We start from the raw sequence: 13,784 nt of genomic DNA on the forward strand, positions 1-13,784 counted from the left end.
AGCTTTGAGGGTCCAAGACACCCGGACGAGTGCCCCCATCCATCCGGGTGTCCTGGACACTCAACGCTGTCGGCCGCGTCACATCGCGCCGCGACGGATTCCCGTCACGATCGGGCGCGTCGACGCCAGGGCCGCGGCCACCAGCGCGAAGCCCGCCACGAACGTCAGCGCGATCGTCGCGACCGAGAGCGGGGCGACGAGGAGGCTGATCCCGACGATCGGGAACGACAGCACCCCGCCCAGCGCGGCGCCGCCGATCGCGGCCCAGCGCAGGGGGACCATGACCGTGAGGCGACGGGCGCGGCGGAGTTCGGCATCCGGGATGCCGAGACGATCGAGGCCCACGATGAGGTCGCGCTCCTCGAGCACCGACGCCGCCTGCGTCACCCCGACCGCGCACGCGAGGAGCACGAAGGCGATCCCGAGGGTGAGGAGCACGCCCGTGCGGATGTCGGCCATGAGCGTCCCCTCGGCGCCCGAGGCACCCTCCGCGACGTCGGTGATCGCGAGACCGCAGCCGGCGACGACCGCGATGAACGACACGATGGCCATGCCCGAGACGCGGCGCCACGAGGGCCCGGCGTGGGCGGCGAGCTCCCGGCCGGCGACGAGCTGGGCCGCCCCCTTGGCGTGACGGGCCATCGCCCGTCCCCGCGCGGCGACGATCGGCGCGCCGACGAGGTTCAGGAGGGCCATTCCGCCCGCGAACACGCCGAGCAAGACGGCAACGGCGATCGCCGGGCCGAGGAGCTCGCCCACCACCGCGAAGTTCGCCACCAGAAGCGCCACCCCCGCCAGAGCGACGAGCCCGACGATCAGCGCCGCGCGCCGCGAGGGCGGAGCGGCGCTCCGCGTCCGCACGCCGAGCGGGGTCACGGTGACCCTCCGCAGACTCGCCGCCGCGCTGACCGCGGCGATCACGACCACGCCGACGAGCACACCGGCTCCCAGCAGCGGGTCGATCGCGACGGATGCCATCCCGACCGGACCGCCGAAGAACGGCAGCAGCCCGACGAGGGGCAGGAGCACGACGTACAGAACCACGCCCACGACAGCGCCCGCGGCGGCGACCAGCGTCGCCTCGAGGACGGTGAGCGTCCAGATCTCGCGTCCGCTCGCGCCCAGCAGGCGCAGGGTCGCGAGGCGGTCGTTGCGGCGGCGGCTCGACAGCCGGGCGGCCGCGGCCCCCAGCGTCACGAGCGGAACCGCGAGCAGCAGCAGGGCGAGCGAGGCCAGGATGCCGTAGAAGCCGTCGCCCGCGTCCTGAGCGCGGGGATCCACGAGGAACATGCGTGCGCCGCCCGCGACGACGAGGAGCAGAGCCGTGGTCACGGCGAAGGCGACGGCGGGGAGGACGATCGCCGCGCGGCCCTGACGGCTGGGCCGCGACAGCAGGCGCGCGAGGGGGAGGACGGTGCTCATCGCGCGGCCCCCGAAGCAACGGTGGCGGTGTCGTCGATCACGCGACCGTCGCGCAGACGCACGATGCGCGAGCACCGCCGGGCGACCTCGGCGTCGTGCGTGACCATGACGAGGGTGCGGCCTTGGCCCGTGGTGGCGTGCAGGAGCGCGCTCAGCACGTCCGCCGAAGTGGCCGAATCCAGGGCGCCGGTGGGCTCGTCGGCGAAGACGACCGGCGCCCCGGTCACCTGGGCGCGGGCGATCGCGACGCGCTGCGCCTGCCCGCCCGACAGCTGGCCGATGCGGCGGGTCTCCATGCCCGCGAGCCCCAGGGCGGCGAGCCATCCCGCGGCGTGACGCTCGGCATCCGTTCTCCTCATCCCGGTGAGCAGCAGCGGCAGGGCCGCGTTCTCGACGGCGGTGAGCTCGGGCAGCAAAAGGTGCTCCTGGAAGACGAAGCCGAGGAGCGTGCGACGGACACGTGCCCGTTCGCTCTCGCTGAGGCCGACGAGCTCGGTCGGCTCGGTGCCCGGGGGCGAGAGCACGACGGAACCGGAGTCGGGCGCGATCACGGCCGCGAGGGTGTGCAGGAGGGTCGTCTTGCCGGAGCCCGACGCGCCCATGACGGCGACGGATTCGCCGGGGCGAATGGTGAGAGAGACGTTGTCGAGAGCCGCCAGGGCGCCGTAGCGCTTGACGAGCCCGGTAGCGGTGAGGACGGGGGAGGAAGTCATGGTTCCATCCCAGCCGCGTCGGCGTCCGGTGTCGTCCGCCCGCCGAGGTATCCGCGTCCTCCCCGCGGTTGATCCCGAGCAGGTCAGATGAGGCGCCTGAGGGCGTCGTAGACGGCTTCCCGTCGTTCATCGATTCTGCGGTTGCTCTCGACGTCCGGAACGCTGCCGTCCATCACGACGAGGTCGTTGACAGAGTTCATGCCGCCGAAAGCCGCCAGACCGCGGGCGGCTGCCCCTCGAACCTCGCCCGGGTCGCCGGCGTGAAGGAGGTCATCGATGACGCCGTCGAAGAACGTCGCGTAGCGTTCTTGTCCAACGGTTCTCAGCACACCGGAGAATGCCGACAGATTCGCCACCGCGGCATCCATGGGGTCCCCCGTCATCGACGCGCCTCACCGTTCCTGCAGGGGCCGGACGGCGTCCGGGATGGGGAGGTCGGGGCGGTACTGGCGGAAGTATTCGATGAGCTGCGGGTAGCCCAGCATGATCCCGGTGGCGTAGAACCGGGTCTTCGATCCGGTCTTGCCCAAGATGCCGCCGTAGTTGCTCATGATGTGCGGGGCGAGCGCGGTGATCTCGGCGAGGGGGATTTCGCGAGGTGCGGCGATCATCGGGAAGGACCAGATGGTGTCGGGGGTCACTTCGAGGCGCAGGCGGTGCATGCCCTTGGCGAGGAGGATCAACAGGATGCCGCCGACGACAGTGGCAACGCCGGCGATCCTCATCGCGGGCGGTGATGCCGGACGGGTGAAGGCGACCAACGCGATGACGGCTCCCAGCGCGACGACGGCGATGCCGACGGTGCGGATGAGCACGCGTTGCCAGCGTCGGGTGGAGACGACGAAGAGGACGTTGGCCTTGGTGGCCTTGTAGGTCGCGGTCGATGGGGAGCGGCGGATGCCGGCTGACACGGCGAGTGTGACGATGACCATCGCGGCGACGGCGACTCCGACACTCACGGCCGTGGTGGAGAAGTTCATGGCTCAGCCTTTCATGCACTCGATCGTGGCGTCGGTCAGCTCACGGGCTCATACGACTGGGCCTCGGGAAGCCCGTTCGGGAGAAGCCTGATCAGGTACACGGATACCCAACCAATCTGGAAGTCGTAGGTGCCCGGCACGAAGTCGGCGGCGATCTCGGTGTTGTTGTCGAAGGTCACGCCGTTCTGCAGGGCGATGTCGCCGCAGTCGCTCGTGTCCAGGAGCACGCTGGGCAGGGTGGTCGACCCCTTGAATGTGCCTGACAATTCATGAGGCTCTGCCGATGTCACGTCGCACTGCCATGTCGTGAGCACGTTCCGCTCTAGCGAGGGGGCGACAAACAGGAAGAAGACGACGACTCCCACCATGAGGAGGAAGATCGATCCGAACACCTTGAGCCTGAGCGAGAACTTGCGCCGGGGAGTCGCCATCACGGTGCCCACCTTCCTACGACGGGTCCGTCCCCGCCGTTCGCGAAGCCCTGGAGCAGACCACTGACGATGTCCGTCGACCTCACGTCGCCGGGCTTGAGCGGGTCCGTGCCTTCATCCTTATTCGCACTCCGCTATTCGGCAGAGAAGCTTGTTCGTCCCCGAGCGGGCCGATCTCACCACTTGCATCGGGTATGAGATAACGCGCCGCGCGGAGAAGTCAAGTGCCTCTGCCATGATTACCCTTGTCTGGCATTCATCAAGGGTTGGTGATGGGTTTCCCGTATGGGTAGTCGACCCACGTGCCGGGCTGGCCGTAGCCGACCATGCTTCTCGCTCCCTCAACGGTGGCGTGGTAATCGGCGGGATACCGTGAACCCTGCAGAACCCTTCCGATATTCACGTTCTCGATCACTGTACCGTCGGCGTACATCACGTCGTACTGCATGGCGTACTTTCCGAAGATCAATGACCGACGTGCGCGAGGAAGCTGAGTGACGCGGACCCGCGTCGGCATCTCCTCCAGTCGTCCTGCGTTCTTTCCCCGGTTCTCGTTCATGGGTTACCGCCGCCAAGGATGGGTCGCAGGTCCATATTCGGCTGAAAGTCCTGGCGGTAGTTGGCATACCCGTCGACGGCGTGACGTTCGATTTGATAGAACGTCGAGTCCGTAGCCACCCCGATATCAACGATGTTGCGCTCAGAATTCACCTGTGCATTAATCCATGCTCGGTTAAAGTTCTCGTCGATCGTGTCCATCACTTTCTTGGTCGCGCTCTGCAGAGGCGACCCTTCCGGAGCGTTTTCCCAAAGATGTTCCAGGGGTTTATGAATCGGGCCCGGCGTGCCCCGATACCAGCCGAGTCCGTTGGCCTCGGCGTACGGAGTGACTCGGCCATCCATCCAGCGTCCTATTGCCACACCTGACGCGCCGGGATTTGCTGTCCGCAGATTCATCAGCCAGCGAGCACCGTAGGTCCCTGCCGTCCCGCCAGCTGCCCCGAGGAGAGCACCGGACCCCGCGCCGCTCGCAGCTGCCCCCAACGCTCCGAGCGGTGTGTGCGGTCCCGGGCCAGAGGTGCGACGCCCGGTGGGTGCAGTGTGGGGTCCGCAGCGCCAGCCGGGTGCGTGGGTCGCGACGGATCTCGGTGACCCGGCGCCCGTCGACTGAGAGACCGGATGCCAGCCCCGCAGCGTCATACGTCCACTCGGTGGTGACGCCGTCCGGCGCCGTCTGGGCGATCTGGCGACCGGCTGCGTCATACGCGGCGGTGGTGACCCGACCGAGCGGGTCGGTCTGCGCCGCGACCTGGTCGAGGTCGGTGTACGTGCGCGTCGTCACCGCGCCGAGGGGGTCGGTGATCGACACCAGGCGCCCTCGGTCGTCGTAGGCGTAGCGGGTGGCTCCGCCGATGCCGTTGGTCGCCGCGATGAGCTGTCTCGCGGCGTCGTAGGACAACCGACGGATGCCGTAACGCGGGTCCTGCGAGAACGTCAGGCACCCGGCTCGGTCGTAGCCCAGGCGTGTCACGTCGGCGCCGGGGTGTCGAGGCGGACGATGCGCCCGACCGCGTTGCAGACGGTGTCGGCGCGCCCTCCGGTCTGCGCGACACGCGCGACCGTGCGAGCCGGCGTCGTACTCGGGCGTCGTTCGCATGGATGGCTGCGACGGGCTTCTCAACCGAACATTTCTTTGCTGCGTTTGCGTTGGATGCCTCTTAGGTCCTGCTCGGTTTGCGGCCACTCGTCAGGACCGAACTTTCTCTCTATATCCAAAAGTCGAGTTCGCACAAACTCCGCGTACTCAGGACTTAGAATCGACGTTCCCAGGCGCTCTCCGGTGAGAAGCCGGTAGACAAGATCGATCGAGTACCAGTCTTTCTCTTTCTGCGAGGTCGGCGGTCGGAGGTCGAGGAATAGCTGATCTCGTTCTTTTATGAAGCGAAAGTGGAGTCCATCCGAAACAAACACGACGACGGAATCACCTCCGTTCGCCGCAGTCTCCATCGTTTCGACTACCTTGTATCGATCGGCGTTCAAAAGAAAAGGCATGTAGTTCGTGATGAACGAGCTGATCTGGTCCATCGGTGTCAACCGTTCGGGTGCAAGGACCACTGGTTTACCCAGTGGTCATTTTTGTCGGTCAGGTTTCAGCTCATCTTCGAGATGCGAACCCTCGCGCATCTCGCCTCTGGCTAGTCGTCCATGGGAGCGGCGAATGGAAAGCCCACCCATCGTGGGTCGTTGGCGTCAGCGAGCCGCCCGGCAAGTGTCAGGCACATCTGAAAGTCAGTACCGCCGCCCGGACAGCGTTTAGTCAGGCCGTCGAAGTCGACGATGGAGTTGGGTGGAAAATCTTCTTTGATCTCAAACCGACGTCGTCGAAATCGTAACGGCAGCCACCGAGGGCCCTCGGGGGGTGCGTACCTGAATTTGACTATTTCGATGTCTGGCATGTGTGGCCTCAGTTCTTATTACGTATCTGGCGTCACGTCAAGTTCCACGATGACTGGATGTCCTGCGAGTATCCGCCATAACCCGAAACCTGCTCCAACTCCATCGAATAGTAGGGGCTGTGATCAAGCGGGGGCACCCCGGGAGGGCGGAGCGCGGGGTCAGGTGCGCCGATATCGACAAGACCCTTTCCCTGCATCATTTGGTAATTGATCCACTTCTTGTTGACCCACACGTTGACGCTCTCGTTGAGGTCGTGTCCCAGGAGTTTCTCTCCCGTGTTGAAGAGAGGCTTCGGCAGGGCCTCGTAGTAGCCGTACCCGTTATCAATGGCATATGGCTCGACGCGGTATTTCATGGATCGCCCCATGGCCATGACGTCGGCGGACGGGTTGTGTGTGATGAGTCCCATGAGCTTGTCGCTCACGGCGTGACCCGCGGCACCTCCAGCGCCGCCGAGCACCGTTCCTGCCAGTGCCCCGCCTCCTGCCGCGCCGAGTGTTCCCGCCACCGTGTGGGGGCCGGGACCGGTGAGATAGCTGTATGTGTTCATCACGCCGCCGCTGACACCACCTGACGCAGCCCCCGCGGTGATGGCCGCCTTCGCGCCCGTCAGTCCGGCGCGAGCGGCCACGCCCGCGCCCCCGAACGCGCCGAGCGCGCCGCTGAGCGCGACCTCGCCCCAGTTGACCTCGCCCGTGGTGGCCTTCTGGATGATGGTGTCGGCACCGGCGCCGATGAGCATGGCCCCCACCGGGCCGCCGACTCCGGTGGCCATCATGACGCCGCCGGCGATGACCATGGCGCCGCCGGCGACGTACTCCCAGTTGTCGTTCCACCATTCGCCGATGGCGTTGCCGGCGGTGGCGAGGGCGCCCTGGTGGGCGTTGGCGTAGGCGGTGAGTTGTTCGTCGGTGACGGGTTGGAGGCCGAGGGGATCGGTGGCGTGGAGGGGGTCGTTGCCGGCGAAGGAGTACGGGTTTGCTGACCACGCGGCGCCGGCGGGGGCGGTGATGGGGTCGGTGCTGAGGAATCCGCGGGTGGTGGGGTCGTAGGCGCGGGCGCCCATCCACTCGAGCCCCGCGACCTCGAGGCCGCCGGCGGGGCTGATGGCGACGGCTCCCCCGCCGAGGGCGTGCGCGGCGGTGAGAGCTTCCCAGGGGTCGTCGGTTCCGGTGGTACGGGTGCCGCGCCATCCGCCGGTGCTCCAGGTGTCGCCGATGCCGGTGATCGCGCCGGGGGCGTGGAACACGTCCGTGTCGCCGACGGTGAGCGGGGTGGCGGCGTAGGAACCGGCATCCCAGGTCAGGGGGGTCCCGTCGACCTCGGCGAGCTCACCGAGGGCGTTCACGCGCAGCTCGGTGCGACGCTGTCCTCCGTCGGGGCTGTGCGTGGTGATGGCGTGGATCCAGCCGCGGTCATCCCACGCGTACTGCGTCGACCCGGCGGGGGTGGTTTCGCGGGTGCGGCGCCCCTGTGCGTCGTAGGCGTAGGTCGTGTCGCCGTCGGGCGCGGTGAGGGTGAGGAGTTGCCCGGCGGCGTCGTACGCGAACGCCCGCTCGACATCGTCACGGGTTTCGCGGATGAGGCGCCCGGCGGTGTCGTACTGCCAGGCGTTGGTGTGCGTGTCGCTGACGGCGGTGAGGAGTTGCCCGGCGTCGTCGTGGGTGTACCGGGTGGTGCCGTCGGGTCCGTCGATGGCGGTGATGCGGCCGTCTTCGTCACGGGTGATGCGGGTGAGGGTGGCGCCGTCGGCGTCGGTGCGGGTGTGCGCCACAGGGAACCCGTCGGCGTACTCCCATGTCTGCAGGCTGTCGCCGGCGCGGGCTTCCAGGATCCGCCCGAACGCATCGCGGGTGTAGTGCACCGCCCCCAGACGCGAGTGGTCGATGCGGGTGAGGTGCCCGGCGGCATCCCTCGTGTAATCGACCGTCACCCCGTCGGCAGTGATCAGGCGGGTGCGAGCACCGTCGGCGTCGTACTCCCAGCGGGTCGAGCGACCGTCGCTCGTGCTCTCGGCCAGACGGTCCAGGCGCGTGAACCGGAGGGTGTGCGTGGTCGGCTCGGCCGTGGTGTGATCGACGATCGTCGCCGTGCGGGCACGCGCGTCGCGACGGATCTCCGTCACGACCCGCCCGTTCACGCTCAGCCCGGATTCGAGGCCCGCGTCGTCGTACGACCACTCCGTCACGGTCCCGTCGGGGCCGGTCTGCCGGATCTGACGACCCGCCGCGTCGTAGTCCGCGGTGGTCACCCGGCCCAGCGGGTCGGTCTGCGAGGCGACCTTGTCGAGATGCGTGTAGGTGCGGGTGGTGACCCCGCCAGCGGGATCGGTGATCGACACCACCCGCCCGCGCTCGTCATATGCGTACCGGGTCACCCCGCCGATGCCGTTCGTCGCGGCGACGAGCTGACCGGCAGGGTCGTAGGAGAAGCGACGGATGCCGAAGCGCGCATCCTGCGCGAAGATCGGGCGCCCCACCTTGTCATAACCGAATCGGGCAACACCCGCGCCGGGGACGTACTCGCGTACCACCCGTCCAGCCAGGTCGTACTCGATCTCGGCACGCTCTCCCGTGGGGAGGACGCGGGCGATCACGCGGGAATCGGCGTCGTACTCCAACGCCGTTCGAGCCCCCGTCGGGTCGACGGCGGCAACCGGGCGCCCGCACGAGTCGTAGTCATACCGGGTCGTACGGCCGGCCGGGGTCGTTATGGCGGTGACGCGTCCCGCGCGATCGCGTTCGAGGCGTGTGAGGCCGCCATCCGCGTTCAGCACCTCCACCGGACGACCACAGGGGTCGTAGGTGATCAGCGACGCGTCGTCTGCGGCATCCTGGATCTTCTCCGGACGACCGTAGCTGTCGTACCGGACCGAGGTCTCCTCGAATGCGGTCTGCACCGTCATGGTCGTGTCTGAGCGGGACGCCTCCGCCGACACACCGGTCGGATCCGTCGTGCGCGCCAGTTCGCCGACCGCGTCGTACTCGCGGGTCCAGACCCCGCCGGCGGGGTCGGTAATTGCCCTCAAGCGCGAGAGGGCGTCGTGGGTGAAGCCCCAGGCGGCACCGTCCGGGAGGGTGACGCCGGTGACGTTGCCGAAGGCGTCGAACGATCGGTCGATGCGACGCCCGAGCGGGTCAGTCGTGCCGGTCAGGCTCCCGTGGGGGCCGTATTCCAGCTCCGTGCGCGCACCCAGCGGATCGATGACCGCGGTCACGACCCCGCCGGCACCGTACTCGTACCGCCAAACGGAACCGTCCGGACCTTCCCGCGAGGCGAGGCTTCCCGCGTCGGTGTAGACGTACCGCGTGACCGCGCCGAGGGGGGTGATCGCTTGGGTGACCCGGCCCGTGGCGTCGCGGACGAGCTTCGCGACCGCCCCGTCCGCGTTCCGCGTCGCGACCAATTCGCCGTGGGCGTCGTAGTCGAAGCGGACGACGACACCCTCGGGGTCTTCGACCCGGCGGAGGAGCCCGGCGGCCCAGTCGAGTTCGGTGACGCCCCCGCCGGGGTCGGTGACCCGGGACGGGTTCCGCTCCAGGTCGTTGGGGTAGTCGTAGGTGACGATGCCGCCGCCGGCGGTGACGACGGTGGTGACGCGGTCGTGGTCGTCGTACCCGTAGGTGATGTCGGCGCCGTCGGGGGTGACGGTGCGGGTTCTGCGGCCGCGGGTGTCGTAGGCGTGGACGGTGATGCGTCCCTCGCGGTCGGTGACGGAGACGAGGTTCCCGTTCGGGTCGTACGCCATCGACTGACGGTTGCCGTCGGTGTCGATGATCCCGACGAGGCGGCCCTTGCGGTCGGCGATCCACGTGTTCGCGTTCGACCCGTCGGCGTCGGCGACCTCGGTGACGCGGCCGGAGAGGTAGGTGAAGCGGGTGTGACGACCGAACTCCGTGACCTGCTCCCGCACCCGACCTTGCACGTCGTACACGTTCGTGCACTCGATCACCCCGGCAGCCGAGACCACCTGGTCGATGAGGTCGTCCTCGTTCCACCGGTACGTCCGCGTCCCCGCCGGACCCGTTACCGCGCTCAGGCGGCGGTCCTCGTCGTACAGGTACTCCACGCGGCGACCGTCGGAGGAGGTGACGGATGCCACGAGCCCGTCGACGTAGTCGACGTCCACGCGGCGGTCACGGGAGTGCTCCAGGGCGATGATCGCGCCCGCGGCATCCCGGACGACGGTGACGACGTTGCCTGCCCCGTGGCCTGCGCCGAGCCAGTCGCCGCCGGTGGTGAACGCCCACCACGCCCCGGTGTTGTCGGTCACCAGCAACCCGTCCGGCCCGATGAGACCCCGCGCGGCAAACTCGGCAGCACGGACACGGTTCAGCCAGTAGTTCTCCCCCGTCGCCCGTGCCCAGTCGCGCCCGTCACGGCCGAAGACGATCTGTCGCCCGTCCGCCATCACGAACCGGGCATCATCGTCCGACAGCAGCAGGGCCGTGTCGAGGATCGAGGACCAGCCGAGACCGAACACCCCGTCCCCGTCGTTCAGGGAGTTGTACATCCGCGTCAGCGACAGCAGGCCCGTCGCCGCGGGGAACGGGAGGTCGTTCTCCGGCTCCAAGAAGTTCCCGGTGGCGGAGTTGACGGGGTCGTTCACGAACCCCGTGGTCGGTGCCCCACCCCACGCGGTCGGGGGGTCGATCACCAGATCCTGACGCGTCGCGGACACCCCCGCCGCCGCCAAAGACGCCGCCAACGCGGCATCCGACACCGTCCCGATCCCCCCGTTCGTGCCAGCGTCCTCGAACGCCTGCGCGATCGTGTTCGCCCACGCCGTGTCATTCGCATTCGCGTCGAGCCAGGCGCGGAAGCCCGCGACCACGGGACTTACGTCGATCCCGCCGAAGTCGCACGTCGACATGAAATCGCTCGTCCACTCCGAGAGTCGACCCGGGTGCGCCGAGAGTCCCGCGTCCAGCTCGGCGTTGCCGTTGGCGAAGGTACGCAGGTTCTCGGGCCGCGCCGAGGACGTCCCGCCCCCGCCGCCGCCGCTGCCCGGTGCGGGCGTCTGGCGGACGGAGGGCGTCAGCGCGGTCGACTGGAACACCGGCGGGCTGATCTCGCCCGCGGTGGGCGGCGGCTCCTCGCCGAAGATGTCGTCCCACGTGGCATCCAGCCAGTTCGACCGCCGCGCCTCGACACGGTCGCGCCACTCGCGCGCCCGCTTCCGGCGGGCGTTCTCCTCGCGCGCCGCGTCGCTGAGACGCCCCATGAAGGACGCCACGTCGCGCAGCCGGTACACCAGCTCGCGGGCATCGCCGGCGGCGATGTCGGCGTTCGCGTTGAACAGTTCGGAGAAGTACCCCTGGAAATCGGTCCGCGCTGTCGCGGCGTACGAGATCCGCGAGGCGGTTTGATCCTCGATGGAATTCGCGGCCGCGTTCGCGGCCGACGCGACGGCATCCGCCGCCGGAAAGTCGTACGTCAGATCGGGTGCCCCATACACCTCGAGATCGACATCAGTCATCCGTAAACCCCCAAAGACGACGCGCGGTCACCCACCGACCGCTCACGGCGTGAGAAAGGATAGCTCCCGGGCCTTTCGCGAGCGGAAGACTTGCTTTTGCCCTCCGTCTGCGCCTAAGAATCGCCTCCTCGGCTGGGGATTGCCGATGAGCCCGACGGCATCCAGGCTCCCCGGAGGTCGGCCGCTCCCCGAGGAATAGACTGGGTGCCATCGACACCGTTCTTCCGGGATCTTCCGTGGCCACTTCCTCTTCTGCGCGCGCCTTCGACGTGCGCCACCTGCAGCTCGCGCGCGCCCTCTTCGCCGCCATCGCCGCAGCGATGGTCACGTTCTCGTCGGATCACTCCGCGGCCGTCGGCCTCGCGGTGTTCAGCGGCTTCGCCCTCGCCACGGCCCTCGTCTTCGCGCTCTCGGCCTGGCTCGTCTTCCCCCGCGGACAGCGCGCCACCGTCATCCTGCTCGCGGTCGTCGCGGCGGTGGCGGGCATGGCGGCCAGCGTCCCGTCCTGGCGCGAGACCGGCTTCTTCTTCGGCATCGTCATCTCGTGGGCGGTCGTGAGCGGTCTCATCGAGGTCATCGCCGCGGTGCGCGATCGCCGGGCCGGCCGCACGGCCACCGCCCCGCGCGATGGCCTGCTCATCGGCATCCTGACGCTCGTCCTCGCCGTCGTCCTCCTGATCACCAGCCCCCAGTACTCGCTCGGCTACGCCATCGAGGGCGCGGGCTCGTTCACCCTGACCGGCATCGTCATCGCCGTGGGCCTCTTCGGCGGCTACACGGCGGTCGTCGCGGTCTTCCTGGCGATCGCGGGCTTCTCGCCCCGCCGCCCCGAGCCGATTCCGGCTGCACCCACCGAGGAGGCCGTGTCGTGACCGACAAGCCCGCCGCAAAGCCGACCCGCCGCGACCTGATGAAGCCCGTTCAGCTTCTGGGACTCGCCTTCGGCGCCGCCCTGTTCGCCGGCTTCACCACGCTGATGTCGATGGGCTTCTTCCAGACGCGGCCGGCCGACGAGATCCAGCGCGCCCTCGTGGTCGGACTCGTCGCGGCCGGGGTGACGTTCATCGTCGTCCTCGTCACCGTCGCCCTTCTCCTGCTCGTCGTCGATCCCGCCAAGGTCACCACGACCGTCGATCGTCCGCTGCTCCTTCCCCAGGAGACTCCGGATGCCACCGCCCCCGAGGCCGCCGGTACCCCCGAGGCTCCGCGCTCCGACGACGGCCCCGAGAAGCCTCGCGCCTGAGCCCCCGCGTCAGTCGAGCCGCGGGTCGATCATCGTCATCCCCGCCGGTGAGGCCGTGTCCATCGCGGGGAGAAGCGTCGCCGCCTCGCTCAGGCCGATCACGCGCTCCACGAGGTCCTGCGGGCGCAGGGCTCCGCTCTCGATGAGCGAGAGCATCTCGGGATAGTCGACCGCAGCCATGCCGTGGCTGCCGAGAAGGTCGAGCTCCCACGCGATCACGCGCGCCATGGGCATCGCGGTCATCCCGTCGGCGGTGGGCAGCAGCCCGATCTGCACGTGGCGCCCGCGGCGGCGCAGGCTCAGCACGGCGTCGCGCGAGGTCTGCGCGCTCCCGACCGCGTCGACCGCGACGTGGCTTCCGCCGCCCGTGAGCTCGTGCACGGCGGCGGCGATATCGGATCCGTCGGCGAGCAGTGTGTGTTCGGCGCCGAGCCGGGCGGCTGCCTCGAGGGCTGCGGGCGTCCGGTCGACGACGATCACCCGTGCGCCGAGCGCCACCCCGATCATGCCGGCGCTGAGGCCCACTCCGCCCGCGCCCACGACCGTGATCCACTCGCCGGCCTGCACCCGCGCGCGGCCGGTGAGGGCCCGATACGCGGTGGCGAAGCGGCACCCGAGGGCCGCGGCCGCCTCGAACGAGACGCCGTCGGGGATCCGCACGACGTTCGTGTCGGCCGCGCGCAGGACCACGCGTTCGGCGAACGAGCCCCACTGCGTGAAGCCGGGCTGCTGCTGGTCCGGGCACACCTGCGCGTTGCCGCCGAGGCACCACTCGCACGCCCCGCAGCCCATCACGAACGGCACCGTCACGCGATCGCCGACGTTCCAGCGCTGCACGCCTTCCCCGACCTCGACGATGACGCCCGCCAGCTCGTGCCCGGGGACGTGGGGGAGGGTGACATCATCGTGCCCGACCCACGCGTGCCAGTCGCTCTTGCAGAGTCCGGTCGCGTGCACCTCGACCACGACTCCGCCGACGGGCGCGATCGGGGCCTCGACGTCGCGCACCTCGAGGGGGGCGGCCAGGGCGTCCATGATCATCGCGCGCATGGCATCCAT

12 protein-coding genes are annotated in these 13,784 nt (G+C 69.0%); 2 read left to right on the plus strand and 10 right to left on the minus strand.

Annotated features, from left to right (window positions below; all coding sequences use genetic code 11):
• Nucleotides 1–78: 78 nt before the first annotated feature.
• From MTES_RS07990 to MTES_RS08025, 9 genes are all read right to left on the minus strand, one after another.
• Nucleotides 79–1,422: an FtsX-like permease family protein gene (locus MTES_RS07990; protein WP_013584728.1), complete on the minus strand. Its 1,344-nt coding sequence runs from the start codon at nt 1,420–1,422 to the stop codon at nt 79–81.
• The gene (locus MTES_RS07995) at nt 1,419–2,135 is read right to left on the minus strand and encodes an ABC transporter ATP-binding protein (RefSeq protein WP_013584729.1); all 717 of its coding nucleotides are present in this window, start codon (nt 2,133–2,135) and stop codon (nt 1,419–1,421) included. The genes MTES_RS07990 and MTES_RS07995 overlap by 4 nt, the downstream gene beginning before the upstream one ends.
• A gap of 83 nt (nt 2,136–2,218) precedes the next feature.
• Nucleotides 2,219–2,518, minus strand: a complete 300-nt coding sequence (locus tag MTES_RS08000) for a hypothetical protein (RefSeq protein ID WP_013584730.1) — start codon at nt 2,516–2,518, stop codon at nt 2,219–2,221.
• A 9-nt stretch (nt 2,519–2,527) separates the two neighbouring features.
• Nucleotides 2,528–3,115, minus strand: coding sequence for a hypothetical protein (locus MTES_RS08005; protein WP_013584731.1), 588 nt, complete (start codon nt 3,113–3,115; stop codon nt 2,528–2,530).
• A 35-nt stretch (nt 3,116–3,150) separates the two neighbouring features.
• Complete coding sequence (locus tag MTES_RS08010; protein WP_148272839.1) at nt 3,151–3,549, minus strand: hypothetical protein; 399 nt, start codon at nt 3,547–3,549, stop codon at nt 3,151–3,153.
• 256 nt (nt 3,550–3,805) lie between these two features.
• Nucleotides 3,806–3,994 (minus strand): hypothetical protein, encoded by a 189-nt coding sequence (locus MTES_RS19530; RefSeq protein ID WP_043361211.1) that lies wholly within the window; start codon nt 3,992–3,994, stop codon nt 3,806–3,808.
• A gap of 107 nt (nt 3,995–4,101) precedes the next feature.
• On the minus strand, nt 4,102–4,449 hold the full coding sequence (locus tag MTES_RS19285; protein ID WP_013584734.1) for a hypothetical protein: 348 nt from the start codon (nt 4,447–4,449) through the stop codon (nt 4,102–4,104).
• A gap of 774 nt (nt 4,450–5,223) precedes the next feature.
• Nucleotides 5,224–5,631 (minus strand): UDP-N-acetylmuramyl tripeptide synthase, encoded by a 408-nt coding sequence (locus MTES_RS19290; protein ID WP_013584736.1) that lies wholly within the window; start codon nt 5,629–5,631, stop codon nt 5,224–5,226.
• Between the two features lie 403 nt (nt 5,632–6,034).
• The gene (locus tag MTES_RS08025) at nt 6,035–11,482 is read right to left on the minus strand and encodes a DUF6531 domain-containing protein (protein WP_013584737.1); all 5,448 of its coding nucleotides are present in this window, start codon (nt 11,480–11,482) and stop codon (nt 6,035–6,037) included.
• 236 nt (nt 11,483–11,718) lie between these two features.
• On the opposite strand from MTES_RS08025, the gene MTES_RS08030 reads away from it, so the two are divergent.
• Together MTES_RS08030 and MTES_RS08035 are read left to right on the plus strand one after the other, a co-directional pair.
• Complete coding sequence (locus MTES_RS08030) at nt 11,719–12,354, plus strand: hypothetical protein (protein WP_013584738.1); 636 nt, start codon at nt 11,719–11,721, stop codon at nt 12,352–12,354.
• The gene (locus MTES_RS08035) at nt 12,351–12,725 is read left to right on the plus strand and encodes a hypothetical protein (RefSeq protein WP_013584739.1); all 375 of its coding nucleotides are present in this window, start codon (nt 12,351–12,353) and stop codon (nt 12,723–12,725) included. Before MTES_RS08030 ends, MTES_RS08035 begins: the two co-directional genes overlap by 4 nt.
• A gap of 9 nt (nt 12,726–12,734) precedes the next feature.
• On the opposite strand, the gene MTES_RS08040 is transcribed toward MTES_RS08035, so the two are convergent.
• Nucleotides 12,735–13,775: a zinc-dependent alcohol dehydrogenase family protein gene (locus MTES_RS08040; protein WP_013584740.1), complete on the minus strand. Its 1,041-nt coding sequence runs from the start codon at nt 13,773–13,775 to the stop codon at nt 12,735–12,737.
• Between the last annotated feature and the right edge of the window lie 9 nt (nt 13,776–13,784).

It is taken from the genome of Microbacterium testaceum StLB037, from assembly GCF_000202635.1.
In the GTDB taxonomy this organism is placed as follows: Bacteria; Actinomycetota; Actinomycetes; order Actinomycetales; family Microbacteriaceae; genus Microbacterium; species Microbacterium testaceum_F.

Bases quoted from the DNA above. Each gene is read 5' to 3' on its own strand.
- MTES_RS07990 (WP_013584728.1), bottom strand. From the start codon at position 1,422: ATGAGCACCGTCCTCCCCCTCGCGCGCCTGCTGTCGCGGCCCAGCCGT.
- MTES_RS07995 (WP_013584729.1), bottom strand. From the start codon at position 2,135: ATGACTTCCTCCCCCGTCCTCACCGCTACCGGGCTCGTCAAGCGCTAC.
- MTES_RS08000 (WP_013584730.1), bottom strand. From the start codon at position 2,518: ATGACGGGGGACCCCATGGATGCCGCGGTGGCGAATCTGTCGGCATTC.
- MTES_RS08005 (WP_013584731.1), bottom strand. From the start codon at position 3,115: ATGAACTTCTCCACCACGGCCGTGAGTGTCGGAGTCGCCGTCGCCGCG.
- MTES_RS19530 (WP_043361211.1), bottom strand. From the start codon at position 3,994: ATGCAGTACGACGTGATGTACGCCGACGGTACAGTGATCGAGAACGTG.
- MTES_RS19285 (WP_013584734.1), bottom strand. From the start codon at position 4,449: ATGGATGGCCGAGTCACTCCGTACGCCGAGGCCAACGGACTCGGCTGG.
- MTES_RS19290 (WP_013584736.1), bottom strand. From the start codon at position 5,631: ATGGACCAGATCAGCTCGTTCATCACGAACTACATGCCTTTTCTTTTG.
- MTES_RS08025 (WP_013584737.1), bottom strand. From the start codon at position 11,482: ATGACTGATGTCGATCTCGAGGTGTATGGGGCACCCGATCTGACGTAC.
- MTES_RS08040 (WP_013584740.1), bottom strand. From the start codon at position 13,775: ATGCGCGCGATGATCATGGACGCCCTGGCCGCCCCCCTCGAGGTGCGC.